This is a genomic window from Sphingopyxis indica (assembly GCF_032879645.1).
GTDB lineage: Bacteria > Pseudomonadota > Alphaproteobacteria > Sphingomonadales > Sphingomonadaceae > Sphingopyxis > Sphingopyxis indica.
On sequence record NZ_CP076394.1, the window covers coordinates 2,185,671 to 2,203,194 of the forward strand.

The window sequence follows — 17,524 nt, forward strand, 5'->3', positions numbered from 1 at the left end:
GCGCGCGCGCCGAAGCAAGAGACGTGCGGCTCGGGGCGCCGGTCGGGACAAGGGCTGGACAGCCGCGGCGAAGAGCGCCACTCTGCGTGCGACCATTAAATCACGGAGAGATGATGCGGAAATTCGACATGGCTGCGGCATGGGACGATGCGCGGCAACTGATGCGATCCTATACGGCGCTCACCGTCGCGATTGCCGCGGTTTTCCTGTTCCTGCCCGCGCTTGCCTTCGCGTGGCTCGGCCCTGCGCCCGTTGCGCCGACCGAAGGCATGGGGATCGACCAGATAGTGCGGATCTATGAACAGAATATGGTGCAGAGTCTGGTCCCGCGCATCGGCGTCGCGCTCGCTGCGCTGATCGGCACCGCGGCGATACTGCGACTGTGGCTCGCGCGCGGCGGGGTGAGCGTTGGCGAATCGCTCGCCTTTGCGCTGGCGCTGTTTCCGACGCTGATCGCGATCGAATTGCTCACCAGCCTCGCGTTCGCGCTCGGCCTGTTGCTGCTCATCGTTCCGGGCCTCTATCTCGTCGGCCGCCTCGCGGTGACTGTTCCGGCGGCGATTGATCGCGGCATCCGAAATCCGATTGACGCCATCCGCACCAGCTGGCGGCTGACCGACGACAATGGCTGGAGCATATTCTTCTTTCTCTTGCTGGTCACGCTGGTGATCGGGATCATCAGCGTCATCGCGGGGGTGGTGACGATGTCGCTGTTCGGCGCCGAAGCGGGCGCAGGGAAGATCGTTTCCGGATTGGTCGGGGCCGCGTTCATCGCCGCGGGCAGCTTCGTCTCGCTCGCCGTTTCGGCCGCCATCTATCGGCAACTTGCGGCGGAGGGCACCGCAGGCGTTTTCGAATAGGCCGCCAAGGCCATCATGGAATTTGCAGGGGAGAAAACCATGAACCGGATAAGCATCAGTCAGGCCTGGTCCTACACGACCAGCTTCTTTAACGGGCAGGGCGTCAACCACGCCATCGTCCTGATCGGGGTCGGCATCCTCGTGCCGCTGATTCTGCAATTGCTGCTCGGCGGCGGGGCGACGATGTTCGACCCCGCGAGCATGGCCGAAGGCGGCGGTGCAGCGGCGATCGCCGCGATGGGCGCGGGTGGCTTCCTGCTCAGCCTCGTCAACTATCTGCTCCAGACGGGCAGCTATTTCGCATCGTGGCGGATCGGTTTGACGGGTGGCGGCGAGCCGGTCGGCACGGCAATCGGTTACGGCCTGATCGCCGCGCTGCCGGTGTTCCTGCTCACGGTGGTCATCGTGCTCGTCCTCGGCATCGTCGGTTTCCTCGTCTTCGGAAGCGCGATCATGTCGATGGCGTCGGGACAGCGGCCGAGCGATTCGGCGCTCGCCGGGCTGGGCCTTGCGCTCTTCCTGCTCGTGCCGCTGTTCCTTCTGTTTCTTGCGTGGGTTGCCGCACGCTTCTGCTGCACCGGGCCGGCGATGGCCGACCAACGCAGCTATAATGTGCTGAGCGCCCTCGGCACCTCGTGGCGGATGACCGCCGCGTCGCAGTGGAAGATTCTCGCCTATTTCATCCTGCTCGGGATCGCGATGTTCGTCGTCTTCATGATCCTCGGGATGATCGTCGGCGTTTCGGCCTTTGCCGGCGGGCTCCAGAGCACCGGGTCGATGTTCAGCCTGATCGTCGGGGCGATCATCATCAGCATCCCGCTCGCCTATCTGCAGGTCGGCGTGCCCGCGGGCATCTATCGTGCGCTCGGCGGGACGAGCACGAGCGAAGTATTCGCCTGAACGACCATGGACGAGGGGGCGCTGCGGCGCCCCCTCGTCACGCCCATTTTGCGAGCGGCGGCAGGCTCATCAGGATCGCGTCGATATTGCCGCCGGTCTTGAGCCCGAACAGCGTGCCGCGGTCATAGACCAGATTGAATTCGGCATAGCGGCCGCGCCAGACGAGTTGTTCCTCACGCTCGGCCTCGGTGAAGGGCTGGTTCATCCGGCGCCGCACGATCTGGGGAAAGACGTCGAGGAAAGCCTCGCCGACCGCGCGGGTGAATTCGAAATTGCGGTCATATTCGGCATCGTCGCCGCATTCGAGATGGTCGTAGAAGATCCCGCCGACGCCGCGATGCACCCCGCGGTGCGGGATATAGAAATAGTCGTCGGCCCATTTGGCATAGCGTTCATAGACGTCGGGGCCAAAGGGCGCGCAGGCAGCGCGCAGCCGTGCGTGAAAGGCGTCGGTGTCTTCCCGATAGGGGATCGGCGGGTTGAGGTCGGCGCCGCCGCCGAACCAGCGCTTTTGCGTGACGAGGAAGCGGGTGTTCATATGCACCGCCGGCACATGCGGATTGGCCATGTGCGCCACGAGGCTGATCCCCGTGGCAAAGAAGCTCGGATCCTCGTCCGCACCGTGGATCGACTGCGCGAAGTCGGGGGCGAAGTGGCCGCCGACCGTCGAGACGTTGACCCCGACCTTTTCGAAGACCTTGCCCGTCATCACCCCGCGCACGCCGCCGCCGCCTTCGCCGGGGGCAATGCCCTCAGCCTCGCGGTCCCACGGCGTGTAGGCGAAGGTCGCGTCACTCCCCGCTTCGGCCTCGATCGCCTCGAACTCGGCGCAAATGCGGTCGCGGAGCGATTCGAACCAGTCGCGGGCCGCCTGCTGCTGGGGATCGAGCGAAATCATGATGCGAAACCTTTCGTCTGCCGAAGCGCCTCGGCGAGCGCGATGCCAGCCGCGACCGCGACGTTCAAGGAGCGAAAGCCGGGCCGCATCGGAATCGCGACCCGCGCGTCGGCCGCGGCGTGGACATGCGCTGGCACGCCCGAGGATTCGGACCCGAACAATAGCATGTCGGCGGGGGTGAAGGCGAAGGCGGGAAGGGGCGTCGCGCCCGCGGTGGTCAGCAGCACGATCCGCCTGCCCGCCGCCGCGCTCCACGCGCGAAACGCGTCCCAGTCGGCGTGGCGCCGGACATTGGCGCGCACCGCATAATCCATTCCGGCGCGCTTCAGGGCACCGTCGGAAAAGGGGAAGCCGCACGGTTCGACGATATGTGCTGCGGCGCCGAAACAGGCGGCGGTGCGCAGCGTCGTGCCGACATTGCCGGCGATATCGGGCTGGAATAGCGCAAGGTCCATCATGGCTCCATAGGACGAGCCGCGGGTCAAATCGAGGGGCCGCCGATACGATCATCGCGCGGCAGGGCAAGCGGAAATTGTCTGTTGGCAAGCCCATTATGTGCGGCTATCAGGCCCGCAATTCCCGGAGGGGCTGCCGGGAGAGGCGCATGTTCGTGCCTGCAACGGGGCGGTCCATTCCGGCGGAATTTTGTCAGTTCACCCATGCAAGGGCAGTCGAATGGCCAGTGAAACCAATCTCAACGCCGGCATCGAAGAAGGCGTCCGGCGCCGGGATTTCATCAATATCGCCGCCGTCAGCTTCGCCGGGGTCGGCGCCGTCGCGGTGGTCCTGCCGCTGGTCAACCAGATGAACCCGTCGGCCGACGTCCTGGCGCTGTCGTCGACCGAGATCGACATTTCGGCCATCGAAACGGGGCAAGCGATCAAGACGAGCTGGCGCAAGCAGCCGGTTTTCGTCCGCAACCTGACCGCAACCGAGATTGCGGCGGCGAACAAGGTGCCGCTCAGCGAACTGCGCGACCCGCAGACGCTCGCCGAGCGCACCAAAGTGGGCAAGGAAAACTGGCTGATCACCCTCGGCGTCTGCACGCACCTTGGCTGTGTCCCGCTCGGTGCCGCCGAAGGCGAGCCGCGCGGCGATTTCGGCGGCTATTTCTGCCCGTGCCACGGGTCGCACTACGATACCGCGGCGCGCATCCGCAAAGGCCCGGCGCCGAAGAACCTCGTCGTGCCGCCCTATGAATTCACCAGCGACACCGCTGTAACGATCGGCTGAGGAGCGAGATTGAGATGAGCTTTCCCTGGGCCAAGCAATATGAACCCCAGCAGCCGCTGATGAAGTGGCTCGACGAGAAGCTGCCACTGCCGCGCCTCGTCTATAATGCCGTCGGCGCGGGCTATCCGGTGCCGCGCAACCTCAACTATTTCTGGAACTTCGGCGTTCTTGCCGGGGCCGCGCTGGCGATTCAGATCATCACCGGTATCGTGCTCGCGATGCACTATGCCGCGAATGCCGGCGTCGCTTTCAACTCGGTCGAGCATATCATGCGCGACGTCAACGCCGGCTGGTTCATCCGCTACGCGCACATGAACGGCGCAAGCATGTTCTTCATCGTCGTCTATCTCCACATCTTCCGCGGCCTTTACTACGGTTCGTACAAGGCGCCGCGCGAGATGGTGTGGCTGCTCGGCGTCGTGATCTTCCTCCTGATGATGGCGACCGCCTTCATGGGCTATGTGCTTCCCTGGGGTCAGATGAGCTTCTGGGGTGCGCAGGTGATCACCGGCTTCTTCTCGGCGATTCCGGTCGTCGGCGAGCCGATCCGCGTCTGGCTGCTTGGCGGCTTCGCGCCGGACAATGCCGCGCTCAACCGCTTCTTCTCGCTGCACTATCTGTTGCCCTTCGTGATCGCGGGCGTCGTGATCCTGCACATCTGGGCGCTGCACATTCCGGGGTCGAACAACCCGACGGGCATCGAGGTGAAGGACGAACAGGACACGGTCCCGTTCCACCCCTATTACACCGCGAAGGACGGCTTCGGGCTCGGCATCTTCCTGCTCATGTTCGTGCTGCTGACCTTCTTCAGCCCGAACCTGCTCGGTCATGCCGACAATTATATTCCGGCGAACCCGCTCTCGACGCCGGCGCATATCGTCCCCGAATGGTATTTCTGGCCCTTCTACGCGATCCTGCGCGCCTTCACCTTCAACTTCCTGTGGATCGACGCAAAGCTGTGGGGCGTCATCGCGATGTTCGCCTCGATCGCGCTGCTGTTCTTCCTGCCGTGGCTCGACAGCTCGCCGGTCAAGTCGTCGACCTATCGCCCGCTGTACAAGAAGTTCTTCTGGGTGCTTGTGCTCGACGTGCTGCTGCTCGGTGTCTGCGGGAAAATGCCGGCGGAACAACCGTGGGTTGTCCTCAGCCAGATCGGCGCCGCCTATTATTTCGCCCACTTCCTGATCATTCTGCCGATCGTGTCGCGGATCGAACGTCCGGCGCCGATGCCGAACTCGATCACCGAAGCGGTTCTCGCAAAGCATGCCGACGACATGTCGGCGGCGGCAACGGCCTGAGCGCCGGACTTTAATAGGAGCTGAAACAGCCATGGTTCGTCCGCTCGGATTTCTCGTCGGCCTTGGTTTTATCGCGGCGCTGTTGTGCGCGATTTTCACCACGCCGCTTTCCAACGAGCCCAACGCCGCGCATGAGTTTCACAAGCACCCGCGCCACCTCGCCCTGTCGAGCGACGGGCTGTTCCCCCGCTGGGATTTGCAGAAGCTGCAGCGCGGGATGCAGGTGTACAAGGAGGTTTGTTCGGCCTGCCACAGCCTGAACCATGTCGCCTTCCGCGACATCGGCGAACTCGGCTATACCGAAGGCCAGGTTAAGAGCTTCGCCAAGGGCTTCCAGGTGCCGTCGGTCAATCCCGATACGGGCGAGCCGGCGACGCGCGATGGCCTGCCGTCGGATTATTTCCCGGCGCCCTATGCCAATGAAGTCGCGGCGCGCGCGGCGAACAACAATGCGCTGCCGCCCGACCTGTCGCTGATCACCAAGGCACGCGAAGGCGGCAAGGACTATGTCTATTCGCTGCTCACCGGCTTCCAGAACCCGCCGGCGAATCTGCCGAAGGAACTGCAACCGGCGACGGGCCTGCACTACAACCCCTATTTCGCGAATCTCAACCTCGCGATGGCGCCGCCGCTCAGCGACGGCCAGGTCACCTATGCCGACGGCACCAAGGCGACGGTCGATCAGATGGCGAGCGACGTCACCGCCTTCCTCGTATGGACCGCCGAGCCGAAGCTGGTGAAGCGGGTGCAGGTGGGCTGGGCAGCGGCGCTGTTCCTCGTGATCTTCTGCGTCCTCGCCTATCTGTCGTACCGCAATATCTGGGCCGACAAGAAGCATTGATGGGGTAAAGGGGCGGCTGGGCCGATGATCGCGCTGCCGCCCCGTCCCGACCTCGATCTGGCGGCGCTCGTCCGCACCATCCCCGACTTTCCGAAACCGGGGATCCGGTTCCGCGACATCACGACGTTGATCGGCGACGCTGAGGGCTTTTCCGAGAGCGTCAGGCGCCTCACCGATCGTGCCGCGGTCTATCGCCCCGATCTGATCGTCGCGGTCGAAGCGCGCGGCTTTCTGTTCGGTGCCGCGATGGCGACCGCGATGGGGCTCGGCCTCGTCCCGGTGCGCAAGGCGGGCAAGCTGCCCGGCGTGACGATCGGCGTCGACTATGAACTCGAATATGGCGTGGACAGGCTCGAACTGCACGAAGGCGCGGTGGTCGCGGGGCACCGCGTCATCCTGATCGACGACCTGCTCGCGACCGGCGGCACGATCCTCGCCGCGGCGCAGCTGATGCGCAACGTCGGGGCGGAGGTCGCGGCGGCGATGTTCGTGATCGACCTGCCCGACCTCGGTGGCTCAGCGCGGCTGCGCGATGCGGGGCTCGCCTGCGAGACGCTGATCGCGTTCGATGGGGATTAGCGGTCGAGACGGCTGCTTCGGGGTGGGGAGCTGTCGTCCCCCATCTTCGTCATTCCCGCGAAAGCGGGAATCCAGGGCGTGCGTCGGCCGACCCCACACGGGATTCCCGCTTTCGCGGGAATGACAAGGTTATGATACAAAATGTCGCCGATCTATCGCAAGCCGACAAATTCGCCGCGAAACGGCGGCCGCTTGCTTAGACAAGAAAAAAGCCCGCGCCGAAGCGCGGGCTCTCGCCCCCTTGGCAAGCACGCGGGGATCAGAAGGGCAGCCAGCTCTGCTTCTTGCGGAACTTCATATAACCGACGTTGGCACCCAGCCGCGCGCCGACGCCGACGCGGATCGGGATCAGGACGATGTCGCCGCTGCGCAGGTAGCTCGCGTTGAATCCGCCGATCAGATAGGCCGCGCCCTCACCCGCGGGGAAGCGCTTGTAGAGATCCTCGCTGTCGAAGAGATTATAGACCAGGATAAAGGTGTTCCCCGCATTGGCGCCCGCGTCGAAGCCGATCGACGGTCCGGTCCAATAGGCGGGCATCTCGCCCTCGACCTTGTGATAGAGCGTGCCCGAGCCATAGCGCACGCCGATGCCGAGCGCGCCGCTCGCTTCGCGGCCGACGATATAGGCGTTGGGCTCGCCCTGCTTCTTGAGGACGTCTTCGATCAGGCTTGCAAGCCCCTGCGCGCCCTTGCCGAACACTCCTTCGGCGGCGCCGATCAGGTCGTCCTCCTTATAGGTCGTGCCCGGGTCGGCGGTCGTGGCGGCGGTCTGCGGATCGGTCCCGACCGTGGCGGTCGTTGCGGGTGGGTCGACCGGCGCGCCGGTGATCTGTTCGTCGCCCGTCGCGAGGTCGCCGTCATAGGAGGGAGTGCTGCTATCGGTCGAAGGATAGGCCGGCGGCGGGGGTGTCTGGTCGGGATTGTCGAGGTCCGAATCGATCACCGTATTCGGATCGACCTCGGTCATCTGCGCGGCGGCGGGGAGCGGCGACAGGGCAAGGCCGAGCGTCGCGAGCGCCATCGCGGCGAATTTGGTTAAGACTGGACGCATGCATTCCCCCACTATTCCGGTGGCGCCGCCAAAAATCGTCGCGACGCGCGTTAATCATGACTCCTGCTGTGACTCGCGGGCAATGAACGGGCGATGACCCGAGTCGATTTTACGCCGGAACGAATCCCTTTTACCGCGAACGGCACGGCACGGCAGAAAAAAAGGACAATATTGGGCGTTGCGGGCCGCCGCACTGCTGGCTATAGCGCCCGCTCAGGCCAACACTGTCGCCGACGCGGCGGGCCATGCGGAGACGTGGGTGAGTGGCTGAAACCAACGGTTTGCTAAACCGTCGTACTGGTAAATCCGGTACCGAGGGTTCGAATCCCTCCGTCTCCGCCACCTCCCTTTTTCGTTCTTTTTCGATACCACGGCTCGCCCCCTAACGCCGTTCGAGCCACCAGCGCTGGCGCCAGCCATATTGCGTGGCGATGGCGGTTCCCGCAGCGTTGGTCGCGGGTCTGAAACGAAAGCGCTCTTCGATCAGGCGGCAGGTGGTCGCGTCGAGCGATGCGTCGCCGCTCGATCGCGTGATGCGGCAGCCCGTCGCGCGGCCCGTCGGCTGGACGGTGAAGCGCACTTCGACCTCGCCACCGGATTTCGCGCGGCTCGCGGCTTTCGGATAATCGCTGTCCTCGATGCGGCCCCTGAGCAGGACGGGGCGCGTTCCACCGCCGCCCGTGCCATCGCCCGAACCACCCGACCCGGTGCCGTCGCCCCGCCCCCCGGCACCCGAGCCGGGGCCGGGCGCCGGTGCCGCACCCGCTGCGGGCTCGGTGCCTTTTCCCGGGCTCGGCGCCGCAGCGACCGGCGGCGGATCGGGAAGCCGAATCTTCGGTTCGGGCGCCGCGACTGGCGCCGCCTTTGCGACCTTTGCCGGTGGAGCGGCTTGGCCCGCGGCCTTGTCCGCTTTGGGCTCCGCGAGCGGCGGCGCTTCGGGCGGCGGCGCGGGGAGGGCAATCGCGGTGATGGCCTCGCTCGCCGTGCGCACCGCGCTGAGATCGAGACCGCTCGCCAGTCCCGCGCCGATCAGGGCGACCGCGGCCAGCGCAGCGCCGGCGGAGGCGGCCCGCTGCTGGCGCGAAAGCTGTCCGGTATAGACCATGCGACCCTCTCCGGACGCGCCGCTTCCGCGCGCCCTCAGGCGGTCATCCTAAAGGAATTCGTCTAGCGTGGACATGAACCGGTCGAACTGGTCGTGGTGGAGCCAATGGCCGGCATTGTCGAACTCGATCACCTTCGCGGTGCTGAAATGCTCGATCCGGCCGTCCTTTTCGGGATTGGAGGCCCAGCTGTCGGCGCCGTAAAGGAGCAACGTCGGACAGATGATCGCCGACCACAGCGCTTCGATGTCGTTCTGCGGCAGGTCGAACACCGGCCAGACGTTCAGATAATTGTCGAACTTCCAGCTCCAGCTGCCGTCCTCATTGCGGTTGATCCCCTGCACGGTCAGGTGGCGCGCCTGTTCGGGGGTCAGATAGGCATTCTCCGCCATCATCCGCGCGAGCGCATCGTCGAGCGTTGGATAGCGCTTCGGCATTCGGCCCGCCGCCTGGCGCTTGTCCTCGATCCATTTGCGGAAACGGTCGCCGACCGGGATCGCCGCGCGCTCCGCAATCACTTTCGGCGAGGGGCCGAGGCCCTCGATCGCGACGAGCTTTGCGACATTTTCGGGATAAAGGCCCGTATAGCGCAATGCGATATTGCCACCGAGCGAGTGCGCAACGATCGTCACCGGCGCGAGGTCGAGCTGGTGGATCAGCTGCGCGAGGTCATAGACGAGCGTGTCCATGTCGTAATTGGCGTCGGGCGACCAGGCGCTGTCGCCGTGACCGCGCAGGTCGGGCGCGATGACATGATAGCGGTCCGCCAGCCTTTCGGCGACCCAGTCCCAGCTCCGGCAATGGTCGCGCCCGCCGTGGACCAGCAACAGAGGCGGCGCCTCTTCATTGCCCCAGTCGACATAATGCAGCTTCAGCCGCTGCGAAATGAAGCTGTGCGAAGTGGGGCCTCTTGTCATCCTGTCGTCCTTGCTGTCTGTTTGGGTTTCAAAAGGCGACCGAGGTGCGATCCGTCAACCCCGGATCGCGAATGGGAAAGGGAGAGAAGGCGATGTCGACGTTCCGGGACAATCTGCTCGAGGGCAAGACCGCCTTCGTCGCGGGGGGCACCAGCGGGATCAACCTCGGCATCGCGAAACGCTTTGCCGAGCTCGGCGCCAAGGTGGCGGTCGCCGGCCGCGACCCCGAAAAGGCGCAGCGCGCTGCCGCCGAGATCGGCGCGGGCGCGATCGGTCTCTCGGGCGATGTGCGCGATTATGACGCGATCCGCGGCGTGATGGAGGCCGTTGCCGACAGGCTGGGACCGATGGACATCGTGATCTCGGGCGCGGCGGGCAATTTCCTCGCGCCGGTGCTCGGCATGTCGGCCAACGCCTTTCGCACCGTCGTCGATATCGACCTCAACGGCACCTTCAACGTGTTTCGCGGCTGCCACGACCTGCTCAACACGCCCGGCGCGTCGCTGATCGCCATCACCGCGGGACAGGCGGTCAACGCCTCGGCGTTGCAGGCGCATGCCTGCGCCGCGAAAGCCGGGATCAACCAGCTGATCCGCGTCCTCGCGCTCGAATGGGGACCCGATGTGCGGATCAACGGCATTTCGCCGGGTCCGATCGCCGACACCGAGGGCATGAAGCGCCTTGCCCCCGATGCGGCTTCGCGCGAGGCGCATTATGCACGCATCGCGATGAGGCGCTGGGGCAGGATCGAGGAGGTCGCCGAATCGGCGGTGTTCCTCTGCTCGCCCGCCGCGAGCTACATCACCGGCACGATCCTCGATTGCGACGGCGGCAGCCAGGTGGGCGACGCTTCGCGTATCGACCTTGCACGCGGCATGGCCTAGGGCGGCGATCCTTTCCGGCAGAACAAGGGCTTGCGCGCCGGGGCGTCCTGCGTCCAAAGCGACGCCGAACCGGAAAGGGGAGAGCGGCGCCCGTGGATATGGCACCCTATCGCGCGCATCGGCGCATATTGACCGCGAGCCTCGTCGGCACGGCGGTCGAATTCTATGATTTCTATATCTATGGCACCGCAGCGGCGCTCGTCTTCGGTCCGCTCTTTTTTCCGTCGGAGTCCGAATCGGCGCAGCTGATGCTCAGCTTCATGAGCTTCGGCCTCGCCTTTTTCGCGCGGCCCGTCGGCGCGGTGGTGTTCGGCCATTTCGGCGACCGCATCGGGCGCAAGTCGACGCTCGTCGCCTCGCTGATGCTGATGGGCGGCTCGACGCTGCTGATCGCCTTCCTGCCGACCTATGCAATGGCGGGGTGGATCGCGCCGCTGCTCCTTTGCATCCTGCGTTTCGGGCAGGGATTCGGACTCGGCGGCGAGTGGGGCGGCGCCGCGCTGCTCGCGGTCGAATATGCGCCGCCGGGCTGGCGCGGACGCTTCGGCATGTTTCCGCAGCTCGGCGCGCCGGTCGGTTTCATCGCGGCGAACGGACTGTTCCTGCTGCTCGGCCTATGGCTCGGCGATGACGATTTCGCCGACTGGGGCTGGCGCATTCCCTTCCTCGTCTCGGCGGTGCTCGTGGGGCTGGGACTCTGGGTGCGGCTCAAGATCCGCGAAACCCCGGCCTTTGCCGAAGCGATGGAAAAGGAGCCGCCGGTCGGCGTGCCGATGGGCGAGTTGCTGCGCAGCCACGCGCTGACGACGCTTGCAGGCACCTTCGCGGTCGTCGCCTGTTTCGCGATCTTCTATCTCGCGACGAGCTTTGCGCTCGCGCACGGCACGACCGCGCTCGGCTATCCGAAGGAAGAGTTTCTGCTGATCCAGCTCGGGGCGATCCTCTTCCTCGCGCTCGGGATCGTCGTCGCCGGCTATTGGAGCGACGGCGCAAGCGCGCAGCGCGTGCTCGGCTGGGGCTGTGCCGCGACAGTGCTGATCGGCTTCGTCTTCGGCCCGTCGCTCGCCTCGGGCGCGTGGGGCATCGTCGCGCTCGGCCTGTCGGCGTCGCTGTTCGTGATGGGGCTCGTCTATGGCCCGCTCGGCGTGTGGCTGCCGGGTCTGTTCCCGGTGCGCGTGCGCTACACCGGCGCGTCGGTCGCCTTCAACGTCGGCGGGATCATCGGCGGCGCCGGGGCGCCGATCGCCGCGCAATGGCTGAGCGACCAGGGCGGGACCAGCTTCGTCGGACTGTATCTGGGCGTCGCCGGTTTCTTGAGCCTGCTTGGCCTGCTGCTCGTCAGGAAGCGCGTCGTAGCAGCGTAAGCCGCGCCTTGCCGACGCGGCGTTCGGCGTCGATTTCGAACCCCGCGACCGATACATCCTCCTTGTCCGCGGTCTCGATCGAGATCCAGCTGTCGGGCCCGATCCAGCCGAGCCGGTTCAGCTTGTCGAGCGCGACGCTGCCCGCGCCGGTGCCATAGGGCGCGTCGAAGAGCAGCAGGTCATAGCTGCGCGGCGCCGGGCCGAGGCTCAGCACCGAGCCAGCGCGCACGTCGGCGCGGGGGCCGGCGCCGAGCGCGGCAAGGTTCTTCTTCAGCGCATCGAGCGCATCCCGATCCTGTTCGCCGAACAGGCAGCGTTCGGCGCCGCGCGACAGCGCCTCGATTCCGAGCGCGCCCGATCCGGCGAACAGGTCGGCGACATAGAGCCCTTCGAAGCTGCCGAGGCGGCTCGCGAGCATCGAGAAGAGGGTTTCGCGCATGCGGTCGGCGGTCGGGCGCGTCGCGTCATTCTTTGGCGCGAGCAGCTTGCGCCCGCGCCATTCGCCGGCGATCACCCTCATTTCGCCATCCGCCGCCGGAACTGGAACAGCGCATCGCGCGGGACGACCTCGACCGCGCCGACGTCGAGCCCTTCGACGCCGAATTCGCCATAGCGGGTGCGGATCAGCCGGCTGACCTGCAACCCCAGATGTTCGAGGACACGGCGCACCTCGCGGTTCTTGCCTTCGGTCAGGGTCAGCTCGATCCACTGGTTGCGCCCGGTGCGGCGTTCCAGATTGGCGTCGATCCTGCCATAGCGGATGCCGTCGATGGTGACGCCGAGCGCCAACTCCTCGAGCTGCGCCTGGCTGATGTCGCCGAAGGCACGCGCGCGATAACTGCGCTCGACCCCGCTCGCGGGCAGTTCGAGCTGGCGCTTGAATTCGCCGTCGTTGGTGAGCAGCAGCAGCCCCTCGGTATTATAGTCGAGGCGTCCGACCGGCATCAGCCGCGGCAGGCCCTTGGGCAGGACGTCATAGATCGTCTTGCGCCCCTTGGGATCGCGCGCCGCGGTCAAACAGCCTGCGGGCTTGTGAAAGCGATAGAGGCGCGTCGACACGGGCTTTGCGACCGGATTGCCGTCCACGGTCAGCCCTTCGAGCGACGTCAGCAGCGGCGCGGGCTGCGCGATCGTCTCGCCGTTCAGCGCGACGCGGCCCTCCTCGATCATCCGCTCGACATCGCGGCGCGAACCCACGCCGGCGCGCGCGAGCAATTTGGAAATACGCTGCGGCCCATCCTCGTCGCGCGGCTCTTCAGCAGGCTTGCGGGCGGGGCGTTCGGTCCGCGCGCTACGGCGTCCGCGCGGAGCTTCGCGCTCGCCGCCGGAGCGGGCAGGGGATCGGGGAGGTCTGCGCGTCGTCATGGGAACGGATGGGGCTTTCATGTCGTTATTTGCAACAGCAGTGTTGCTGTGCGGCCACGCTCATAGCCGGAAAAGCATCGCTTCGTCGATGGCAAGCAAAAGGCCGCTTGCAGGCGGGCCGAGCCGGAGTCATGCCGCCGAAGAAGGAGTGTCCATGCTGTTCGCGTCGCGTCCGTCGTGCATCAAGCGGCTGCTGGTCGTCGAGGATGACCCGCTGGTCGCGTTCGACAATGAGCGGACGCTGAAACACGCAGGCTATGACGTCGTCGCATCGGTCGATTCGGGTGAGGCGGCGGTCGTATTGCTCGCATCCGAACAGGTCGATGCGCTGGTGCTCGATCTGGCGCTGGCCGGCGATATGACGGGCCGCGAAGTCGCCCGGGTCGCGCGCGACCGCGGCATCGCAGTGCTGCTCGTCACCGGAAAATGCCCCGACGACGCCGGGGACATCGCGCTCGCCTGTCTCAACAAGCCGCACAGCGCGGCAGCGCTCATCGGCGCGTTGCGCGCAATCGAGACGATGATCTGCCAGAACAAGGCGCCGCGCAAGGTCAGCGGTCTCCAAACCTATTGGCGGCCCGAAGCCGCGTAACTTGTTTCCCTCTCCTCCCGAATGCTATCGGGACCCGCAGCGGGGCGGATGGGAGATAGGCGCATGAAAATCCTGCTCGGCCTTGGCGGCGTCGTTGGGCTGGTTGTCGCGATGCTGGTCTTCGGCTTTCCGAACCGTGCGCCGGCGGCGAGCCATGCGGAGAATGCGCTGGCGCAGCCGGTGCTCGTCGAGCTTTTCACCAGCCAGGGCTGCTCGTCCTGCCCGCCCGCCGATCGCCTGCTCGCCAGGCTCGACGGCGAGGACGGGGTGATCGCGGTGAGCCGCCCCGTCACCTATTGGGACCGCCTCGGCTGGAAGGACACGCTCGCGCGCAGCGGCAACGACCGGCTCCAGCGCGACTATGCCGCGCGGGGCATCCCCGGCAGCGGCGTCTATACGCCCGAAGCGGTGGTGCAGGGCGCGGCGGCGGCGGTCGGGTCGGACGAAAGCGCGCTCCGTGACCTGATCGCCGGGAGCCGCAAGGACAAGGCGATCGCGCTCGCGCAGCAGGGTGCGGAAGTCGTCGCCTCGCGGGCGCGCGCCAATGTCGAACTCCGCTTCCTCGCGATTGCAAGCCACTCGATGGTCGACATCGCCAAGGGCGAGAACCGCGGCCGCAGGATCGGCTACACCAACGTCGTCCTCGCCGAACAGCTCGCCCCCTGCGACCCGTCGCTCGCGTGCCGCGCGCCGATCCCGGCGGGCATAGCGGGCCGCAAGGGCGCCGACCGTTGGGCCGCGATATTGCAGGATCGCGACGGCGGAACGGTGCGCGCCGTGCGCTGGATACGCCCGGCGGCCTAATCCCCGCTTCCAATTTGCCGCCAAGGCTTTAGGCCTGTTGCCCGACGGATAGGACCGCATCGGGCAGCAAAGGGAGGGTCGTCATGCAGCTAGGTCTCGACAGCGCGATACTGGTCGGTGTGATCCTGCTCGTCGTTGGCCTGGCTTTCGTGATTCCGTCGTTCGCGCCCTATCGCAAGCCGATGCCGATCGTCGCCTTCCTGCTCGGTATTTCGAGCGGCTTTCCGCTGACGCTGCTGATTGGAACGATGGCCTATTGGCTTTCGAAAGTAGGCGTCGACAAGTCTGCGATCGGTTTTGCGATCGGTCTGACGACACCCTACACTCTCAAATTTCTCTGGGCGCCGCTCGTCGACAAGCTGCCGATTCCGATCCTGACCCGCGTGTTCGGGCAACGGCGCGGGTGGCTGTTCTTCATCCAGGCGCTGCTCGTGATCGCGATCTGGCAACTCGGCGCGAGCAACCCCACCAACGGCAATCTGGCGCCTTTCGCGATCTGCGCGATCATCGTCGCCTTCCTCTCGGCGACGCAGGACATCGTCATCGACGCCTATCGCATCGAGATTTTGACCGACGCCGAGCTTCCGCACGGCACTGCAATGAACCAGTTCGGCTATCGCACCGGCAACCTGATCGCCGGGGTAGGCACCATCGCGCTTGCGTCGCCCGAAGGACTCGGTCTTGGCTGGGCGGCTGCCTATGGCTTCACCGCACTCGCCGTTTTGCCGGCCGTCATTGGGGCGCTCTTCGCCGGCCCCGGACGCTTTCATCCCGCACACGCGCGCGGCGGCGAACATGGCTTCGGCGCGTGGCTCAACGAGACGGTGATCAGCCCGTTCCGCGAATTTCTCGGGCGCCACGGCGCCGTGCTGATCCTGCTGTTCGTGCTGATCTACAAGGTCGGCGACGCGATGGGGCAGGGGATGCTCAACCCGATGATTGTCGAACTGGGCTTCACCGACACCGAGTTCGTCGCGATCAACAAGGGCGTCGGCTTCGTCGCGCTGATCATCGGGTCGGCGTGCGGCGCGCCTTTCATCGCATGGCTAGGCATGGGACGCGCGCTGCTGATTTCGGGGCTGTTGATGATGTTCAGCAACCTGCTGTTCGCGGTGCTGGCGTCGGTCGGCCATTCGCCGCTGATGCTCGCGATCGCCGTGGGGACAGAGAATTTTACGAGTGGGATCGGCCTCACCGTCTTCGTCACCTATCTTTCGGGGCTTTCGAGCCTGGCCTATACCGCGACCCAGTTCGCGCTGCTTTCCTCCTTCGCCGCCGTTGGCCGAACCTGGCTCGCCGCACCCGGCGGTTATGTCGCCGAACAGCTGGGTTGGGTCGGTTTCTGGCTGTTCACCGTCGTCATCGCCGTGCCCGGTATGTTGCTCTTATGGATGCTCTGGAGACGCGGCTTCGTCGTTCAGACGGTGCGACAGCCAAGCACTGAGGACGAGGGGCACGAGGTTGCCGATCCCGAAGCGGGACAAGCTATTCCGGCAGTTCCCCGTTCGACCTGAGCACCTCGCCCGCAAGATAGAGCGAGCCTGAGATCAGGACGATTTCGTTCGCCGGATCGACCTCGAGGCTGGACAGCGCAGCCTCGACCGACGCGGCCGCCTTCGCATTGCGGCCGAACGCTTTCGCATCATGGTGCTCATGCCCCGGCACCGGGACCACTGTCACCGACGCCAGATGCTGCGCCAGCGGCGCGAGGATCGCATCGGGGTGCTTGTTCGCGAGCATCCCGGTGACGAGGTGGATGCGACGCGGCTCGTTCGCGAAAAAGCGTGCGAGATGCGCGCCCGCATCGGCATTGTGCGCGCCGTCGAGCCAGATTTCGGCCGCCGGCGCGACGAGCGCGGTGAGCGGTCCGGGCTCGAGCCGCTGCAGCCGTGCGGGCCAGAAGGCGGCCGAGACCCCCTTTGCAATCGCATCGGGGCCGGGCTTTGCACCCGGCGCCAGATGAAGCATCGCGATCGCGAGGCCCGCATTGCGCATCTGGTGCAGCCCGGGCATCCGCGGGCGGAGCAGCGCGGGCAACGTCCCGTCCATCGACGACCAGCGGAACGCATCGCCGGCCGGTTCGATCGACCAGGCTTTGCCCTCGACGAAGGGAACTACGCCGACTGCCTCGGCGCGCGCCTCGATGACGCGCGCGAGCGGTCCGGGATAGGCGAGCGTCGCGAGCGCCGCGCCGGCCTTGACGATTCCCGCCTTTTCCCATGCGATCCGTTCGGCAGGCGGTGACGGCGTGCCGTCCTCGGGGGCCAGCAGAAAGGCCTCATGGTCGATGCCGAGCGATGCGATCCCGCAAACCGCGGGCGCGGGAATGACGTTCGTCGCGTCGAGGCGGCCGCCGAGCCCGACCTCGACGATCACATCGTCGGCGGGGGTGCGCGCGAAGGCAAGGAAGGCGGCGGCGGTCGTCACCTCGAAGAAGCTCGCCTGCAAGCCGTCGGCCGCGTCGAGCACCTCTTCGAGCAGCGCCGCGAGCAGCGCATCGTCGATCAGCTGCCCCGCAAGGCGGATACGCTCGTTGAAGCGCACCAGATGCGGACTCGTATAGGCGTGGACGCGGCGCCCCTGCGCCTCGAGGATCGCGCGCAGATAGGCGCAGGTCGACCCCTTGCCATTGGTTCCGGCGACATGGAAGGTTCGCGGCAGCCGCGCCTGCGGATTGCCGAGCCGGGCGCACAGTTCGGCGATGCGCTCGAGCCCCAATATGTCGCGTCCCGGCGACAGCGCCGCGAGGCGGTCGAGTTGCGCCTGGACGGCGGGATCGGAGCTGTGTGCGTGGTCGGGCATGGTCGAGCCTTGAGAATGAAGAGCGCTTGGTCC

The 17,524-nt window shown here is 66.1% G+C and carries 19 protein-coding genes and 1 tRNA gene; 12 read left to right on the forward strand and 8 right to left on the reverse strand.

What is annotated here, in order from left to right:
• Window positions 1–110 precede the first annotated feature (110 nt).
• Window positions 111–860: a hypothetical protein gene (locus tag KNJ79_RS10360; RefSeq protein WP_317151002.1), complete on the forward strand. Its 750-nt coding sequence runs from the start codon at window positions 111–113 to the stop codon at window positions 858–860.
• A gap of 39 nt (window positions 861–899) precedes the next feature.
• Window positions 900–1,760: a hypothetical protein gene (locus KNJ79_RS10365; protein WP_317151003.1), complete on the forward strand. Its 861-nt coding sequence runs from the start codon at window positions 900–902 to the stop codon at window positions 1,758–1,760.
• A gap of 37 nt (window positions 1,761–1,797) precedes the next feature.
• Here the strand turns inward: KNJ79_RS10365 and hemF are convergent, their stop codons facing one another.
• Entirely contained in the window at window positions 1,798–2,658 is an 861-nt protein-coding gene (gene hemF, locus KNJ79_RS10370; RefSeq protein ID WP_317151004.1) for an oxygen-dependent coproporphyrinogen oxidase, read from the reverse strand.
• Entirely contained in the window at window positions 2,655–3,113 is a 459-nt protein-coding gene (locus KNJ79_RS10375; protein WP_317153906.1) for a tRNA (cytidine(34)-2'-O)-methyltransferase, read from the reverse strand. Before KNJ79_RS10375 ends, hemF begins: the two co-directional genes overlap by 4 nt.
• A gap of 220 nt (window positions 3,114–3,333) precedes the next feature.
• On the opposite strand from KNJ79_RS10375, the gene petA reads away from it, so the two are divergent.
• Genes petA through KNJ79_RS10395 form a run of 4 tightly spaced genes read left to right on the forward strand, consistent with a single transcriptional unit; the run spans window position 3,334 to window position 6,609 of the window.
• A complete protein-coding gene (gene petA / locus KNJ79_RS10380) occupies window positions 3,334–3,891 on the forward strand; it encodes a ubiquinol-cytochrome c reductase iron-sulfur subunit (protein WP_089214516.1) in 558 nt (185 codons plus the stop codon).
• A 14-nt stretch (window positions 3,892–3,905) separates the two neighbouring features.
• The gene (locus tag KNJ79_RS10385; protein ID WP_317151005.1) at window positions 3,906–5,189 is read left to right on the forward strand and encodes a cytochrome b; all 1,284 of its coding nucleotides are present in this window, start codon (window positions 3,906–3,908) and stop codon (window positions 5,187–5,189) included.
• Between the two features lie 31 nt (window positions 5,190–5,220).
• A complete protein-coding gene (locus KNJ79_RS10390; protein ID WP_089214518.1) occupies window positions 5,221–6,030 on the forward strand; it encodes a cytochrome c1 in 810 nt (269 codons plus the stop codon).
• 24 nt (window positions 6,031–6,054) lie between these two features.
• Window positions 6,055–6,609, forward strand: a complete 555-nt coding sequence (locus tag KNJ79_RS10395; protein WP_317151006.1) for an adenine phosphoribosyltransferase — start codon at window positions 6,055–6,057, stop codon at window positions 6,607–6,609.
• A gap of 259 nt (window positions 6,610–6,868) precedes the next feature.
• On the opposite strand, the gene KNJ79_RS10400 is transcribed toward KNJ79_RS10395, so the two are convergent.
• Complete coding sequence (locus tag KNJ79_RS10400; protein WP_089214520.1) at window positions 6,869–7,660, reverse strand: DUF1134 domain-containing protein; 792 nt, start codon at window positions 7,658–7,660, stop codon at window positions 6,869–6,871.
• A gap of 249 nt (window positions 7,661–7,909) precedes the next feature.
• On the opposite strand from KNJ79_RS10400, the gene KNJ79_RS10405 reads away from it, so the two are divergent.
• A tRNA-Ser gene (locus tag KNJ79_RS10405) sits at window positions 7,910–8,002 on the forward strand.
• A 40-nt stretch (window positions 8,003–8,042) separates the two neighbouring features.
• On the opposite strand, the gene KNJ79_RS10410 is transcribed toward KNJ79_RS10405, so the two are convergent.
• Together KNJ79_RS10410 and KNJ79_RS10415 are read right to left on the reverse strand one after the other, a co-directional pair.
• On the reverse strand, window positions 8,043–8,765 hold the full coding sequence (locus KNJ79_RS10410; protein ID WP_317151007.1) for an energy transducer TonB: 723 nt from the start codon (window positions 8,763–8,765) through the stop codon (window positions 8,043–8,045).
• A 48-nt stretch (window positions 8,766–8,813) separates the two neighbouring features.
• Window positions 8,814–9,680: an alpha/beta fold hydrolase gene (locus tag KNJ79_RS10415; protein WP_089214522.1), complete on the reverse strand. Its 867-nt coding sequence runs from the start codon at window positions 9,678–9,680 to the stop codon at window positions 8,814–8,816.
• A 92-nt stretch (window positions 9,681–9,772) separates the two neighbouring features.
• On the opposite strand from KNJ79_RS10415, the gene KNJ79_RS10420 reads away from it, so the two are divergent.
• Window positions 9,773–10,564 carry an SDR family oxidoreductase gene (locus tag KNJ79_RS10420; RefSeq protein WP_317151008.1) on the forward strand — a complete coding sequence of 264 codons (792 nt, stop codon included), beginning with the start codon at window positions 9,773–9,775 and terminating at the stop codon, window positions 10,562–10,564.
• Window positions 10,565–10,662: 98 nt separating this feature from the next.
• Complete coding sequence (locus KNJ79_RS10425) at window positions 10,663–11,928, forward strand: MFS transporter (protein WP_089214523.1); 1,266 nt, start codon at window positions 10,663–10,665, stop codon at window positions 11,926–11,928.
• Here the strand turns inward: KNJ79_RS10425 and rsmD are convergent.
• Window positions 11,903–12,448, reverse strand: coding sequence for a 16S rRNA (guanine(966)-N(2))-methyltransferase RsmD (gene rsmD / locus KNJ79_RS10430; RefSeq protein ID WP_317151009.1), 546 nt, complete (start codon window positions 12,446–12,448; stop codon window positions 11,903–11,905). The two genes, KNJ79_RS10425 and rsmD, sit on opposite strands and share 26 nt — an antisense overlap.
• Complete coding sequence (locus tag KNJ79_RS10435) at window positions 12,445–13,293, reverse strand: pseudouridine synthase (protein WP_317151010.1); 849 nt, start codon at window positions 13,291–13,293, stop codon at window positions 12,445–12,447. Before KNJ79_RS10435 ends, rsmD begins: the two co-directional genes overlap by 4 nt.
• A 154-nt stretch (window positions 13,294–13,447) precedes the next feature.
• On the opposite strand from KNJ79_RS10435, the gene KNJ79_RS10440 reads away from it, so the two are divergent.
• The 3 genes from KNJ79_RS10440 (at window position 13,448) to KNJ79_RS10450 (ending at window position 16,203) form a co-directional block, all read left to right on the forward strand.
• On the forward strand, window positions 13,448–13,885 hold the full coding sequence (locus KNJ79_RS10440) for a response regulator (protein ID WP_317151011.1): 438 nt from the start codon (window positions 13,448–13,450) through the stop codon (window positions 13,883–13,885).
• A gap of 63 nt (window positions 13,886–13,948) precedes the next feature.
• On the forward strand, window positions 13,949–14,689 hold the full coding sequence (locus tag KNJ79_RS10445) for a DUF1223 domain-containing protein (RefSeq protein WP_317151012.1): 741 nt from the start codon (window positions 13,949–13,951) through the stop codon (window positions 14,687–14,689).
• 83 nt (window positions 14,690–14,772) lie between these two features.
• Window positions 14,773–16,203 carry an AmpG family muropeptide MFS transporter gene (locus KNJ79_RS10450; RefSeq protein ID WP_317151013.1) on the forward strand — a complete coding sequence of 477 codons (1,431 nt, stop codon included), beginning with the start codon at window positions 14,773–14,775 and terminating at the stop codon, window positions 16,201–16,203.
• On the opposite strand, the gene KNJ79_RS10455 is transcribed toward KNJ79_RS10450, so the two are convergent.
• Window positions 16,175–17,491 carry a bifunctional folylpolyglutamate synthase/dihydrofolate synthase gene (locus tag KNJ79_RS10455; RefSeq protein ID WP_317151014.1) on the reverse strand — a complete coding sequence of 439 codons (1,317 nt, stop codon included), beginning with the start codon at window positions 17,489–17,491 and terminating at the stop codon, window positions 16,175–16,177. The genes KNJ79_RS10450 and KNJ79_RS10455 overlap by 29 nt on opposite strands.
• Window positions 17,492–17,524: the final 33 nt, after the last annotated feature.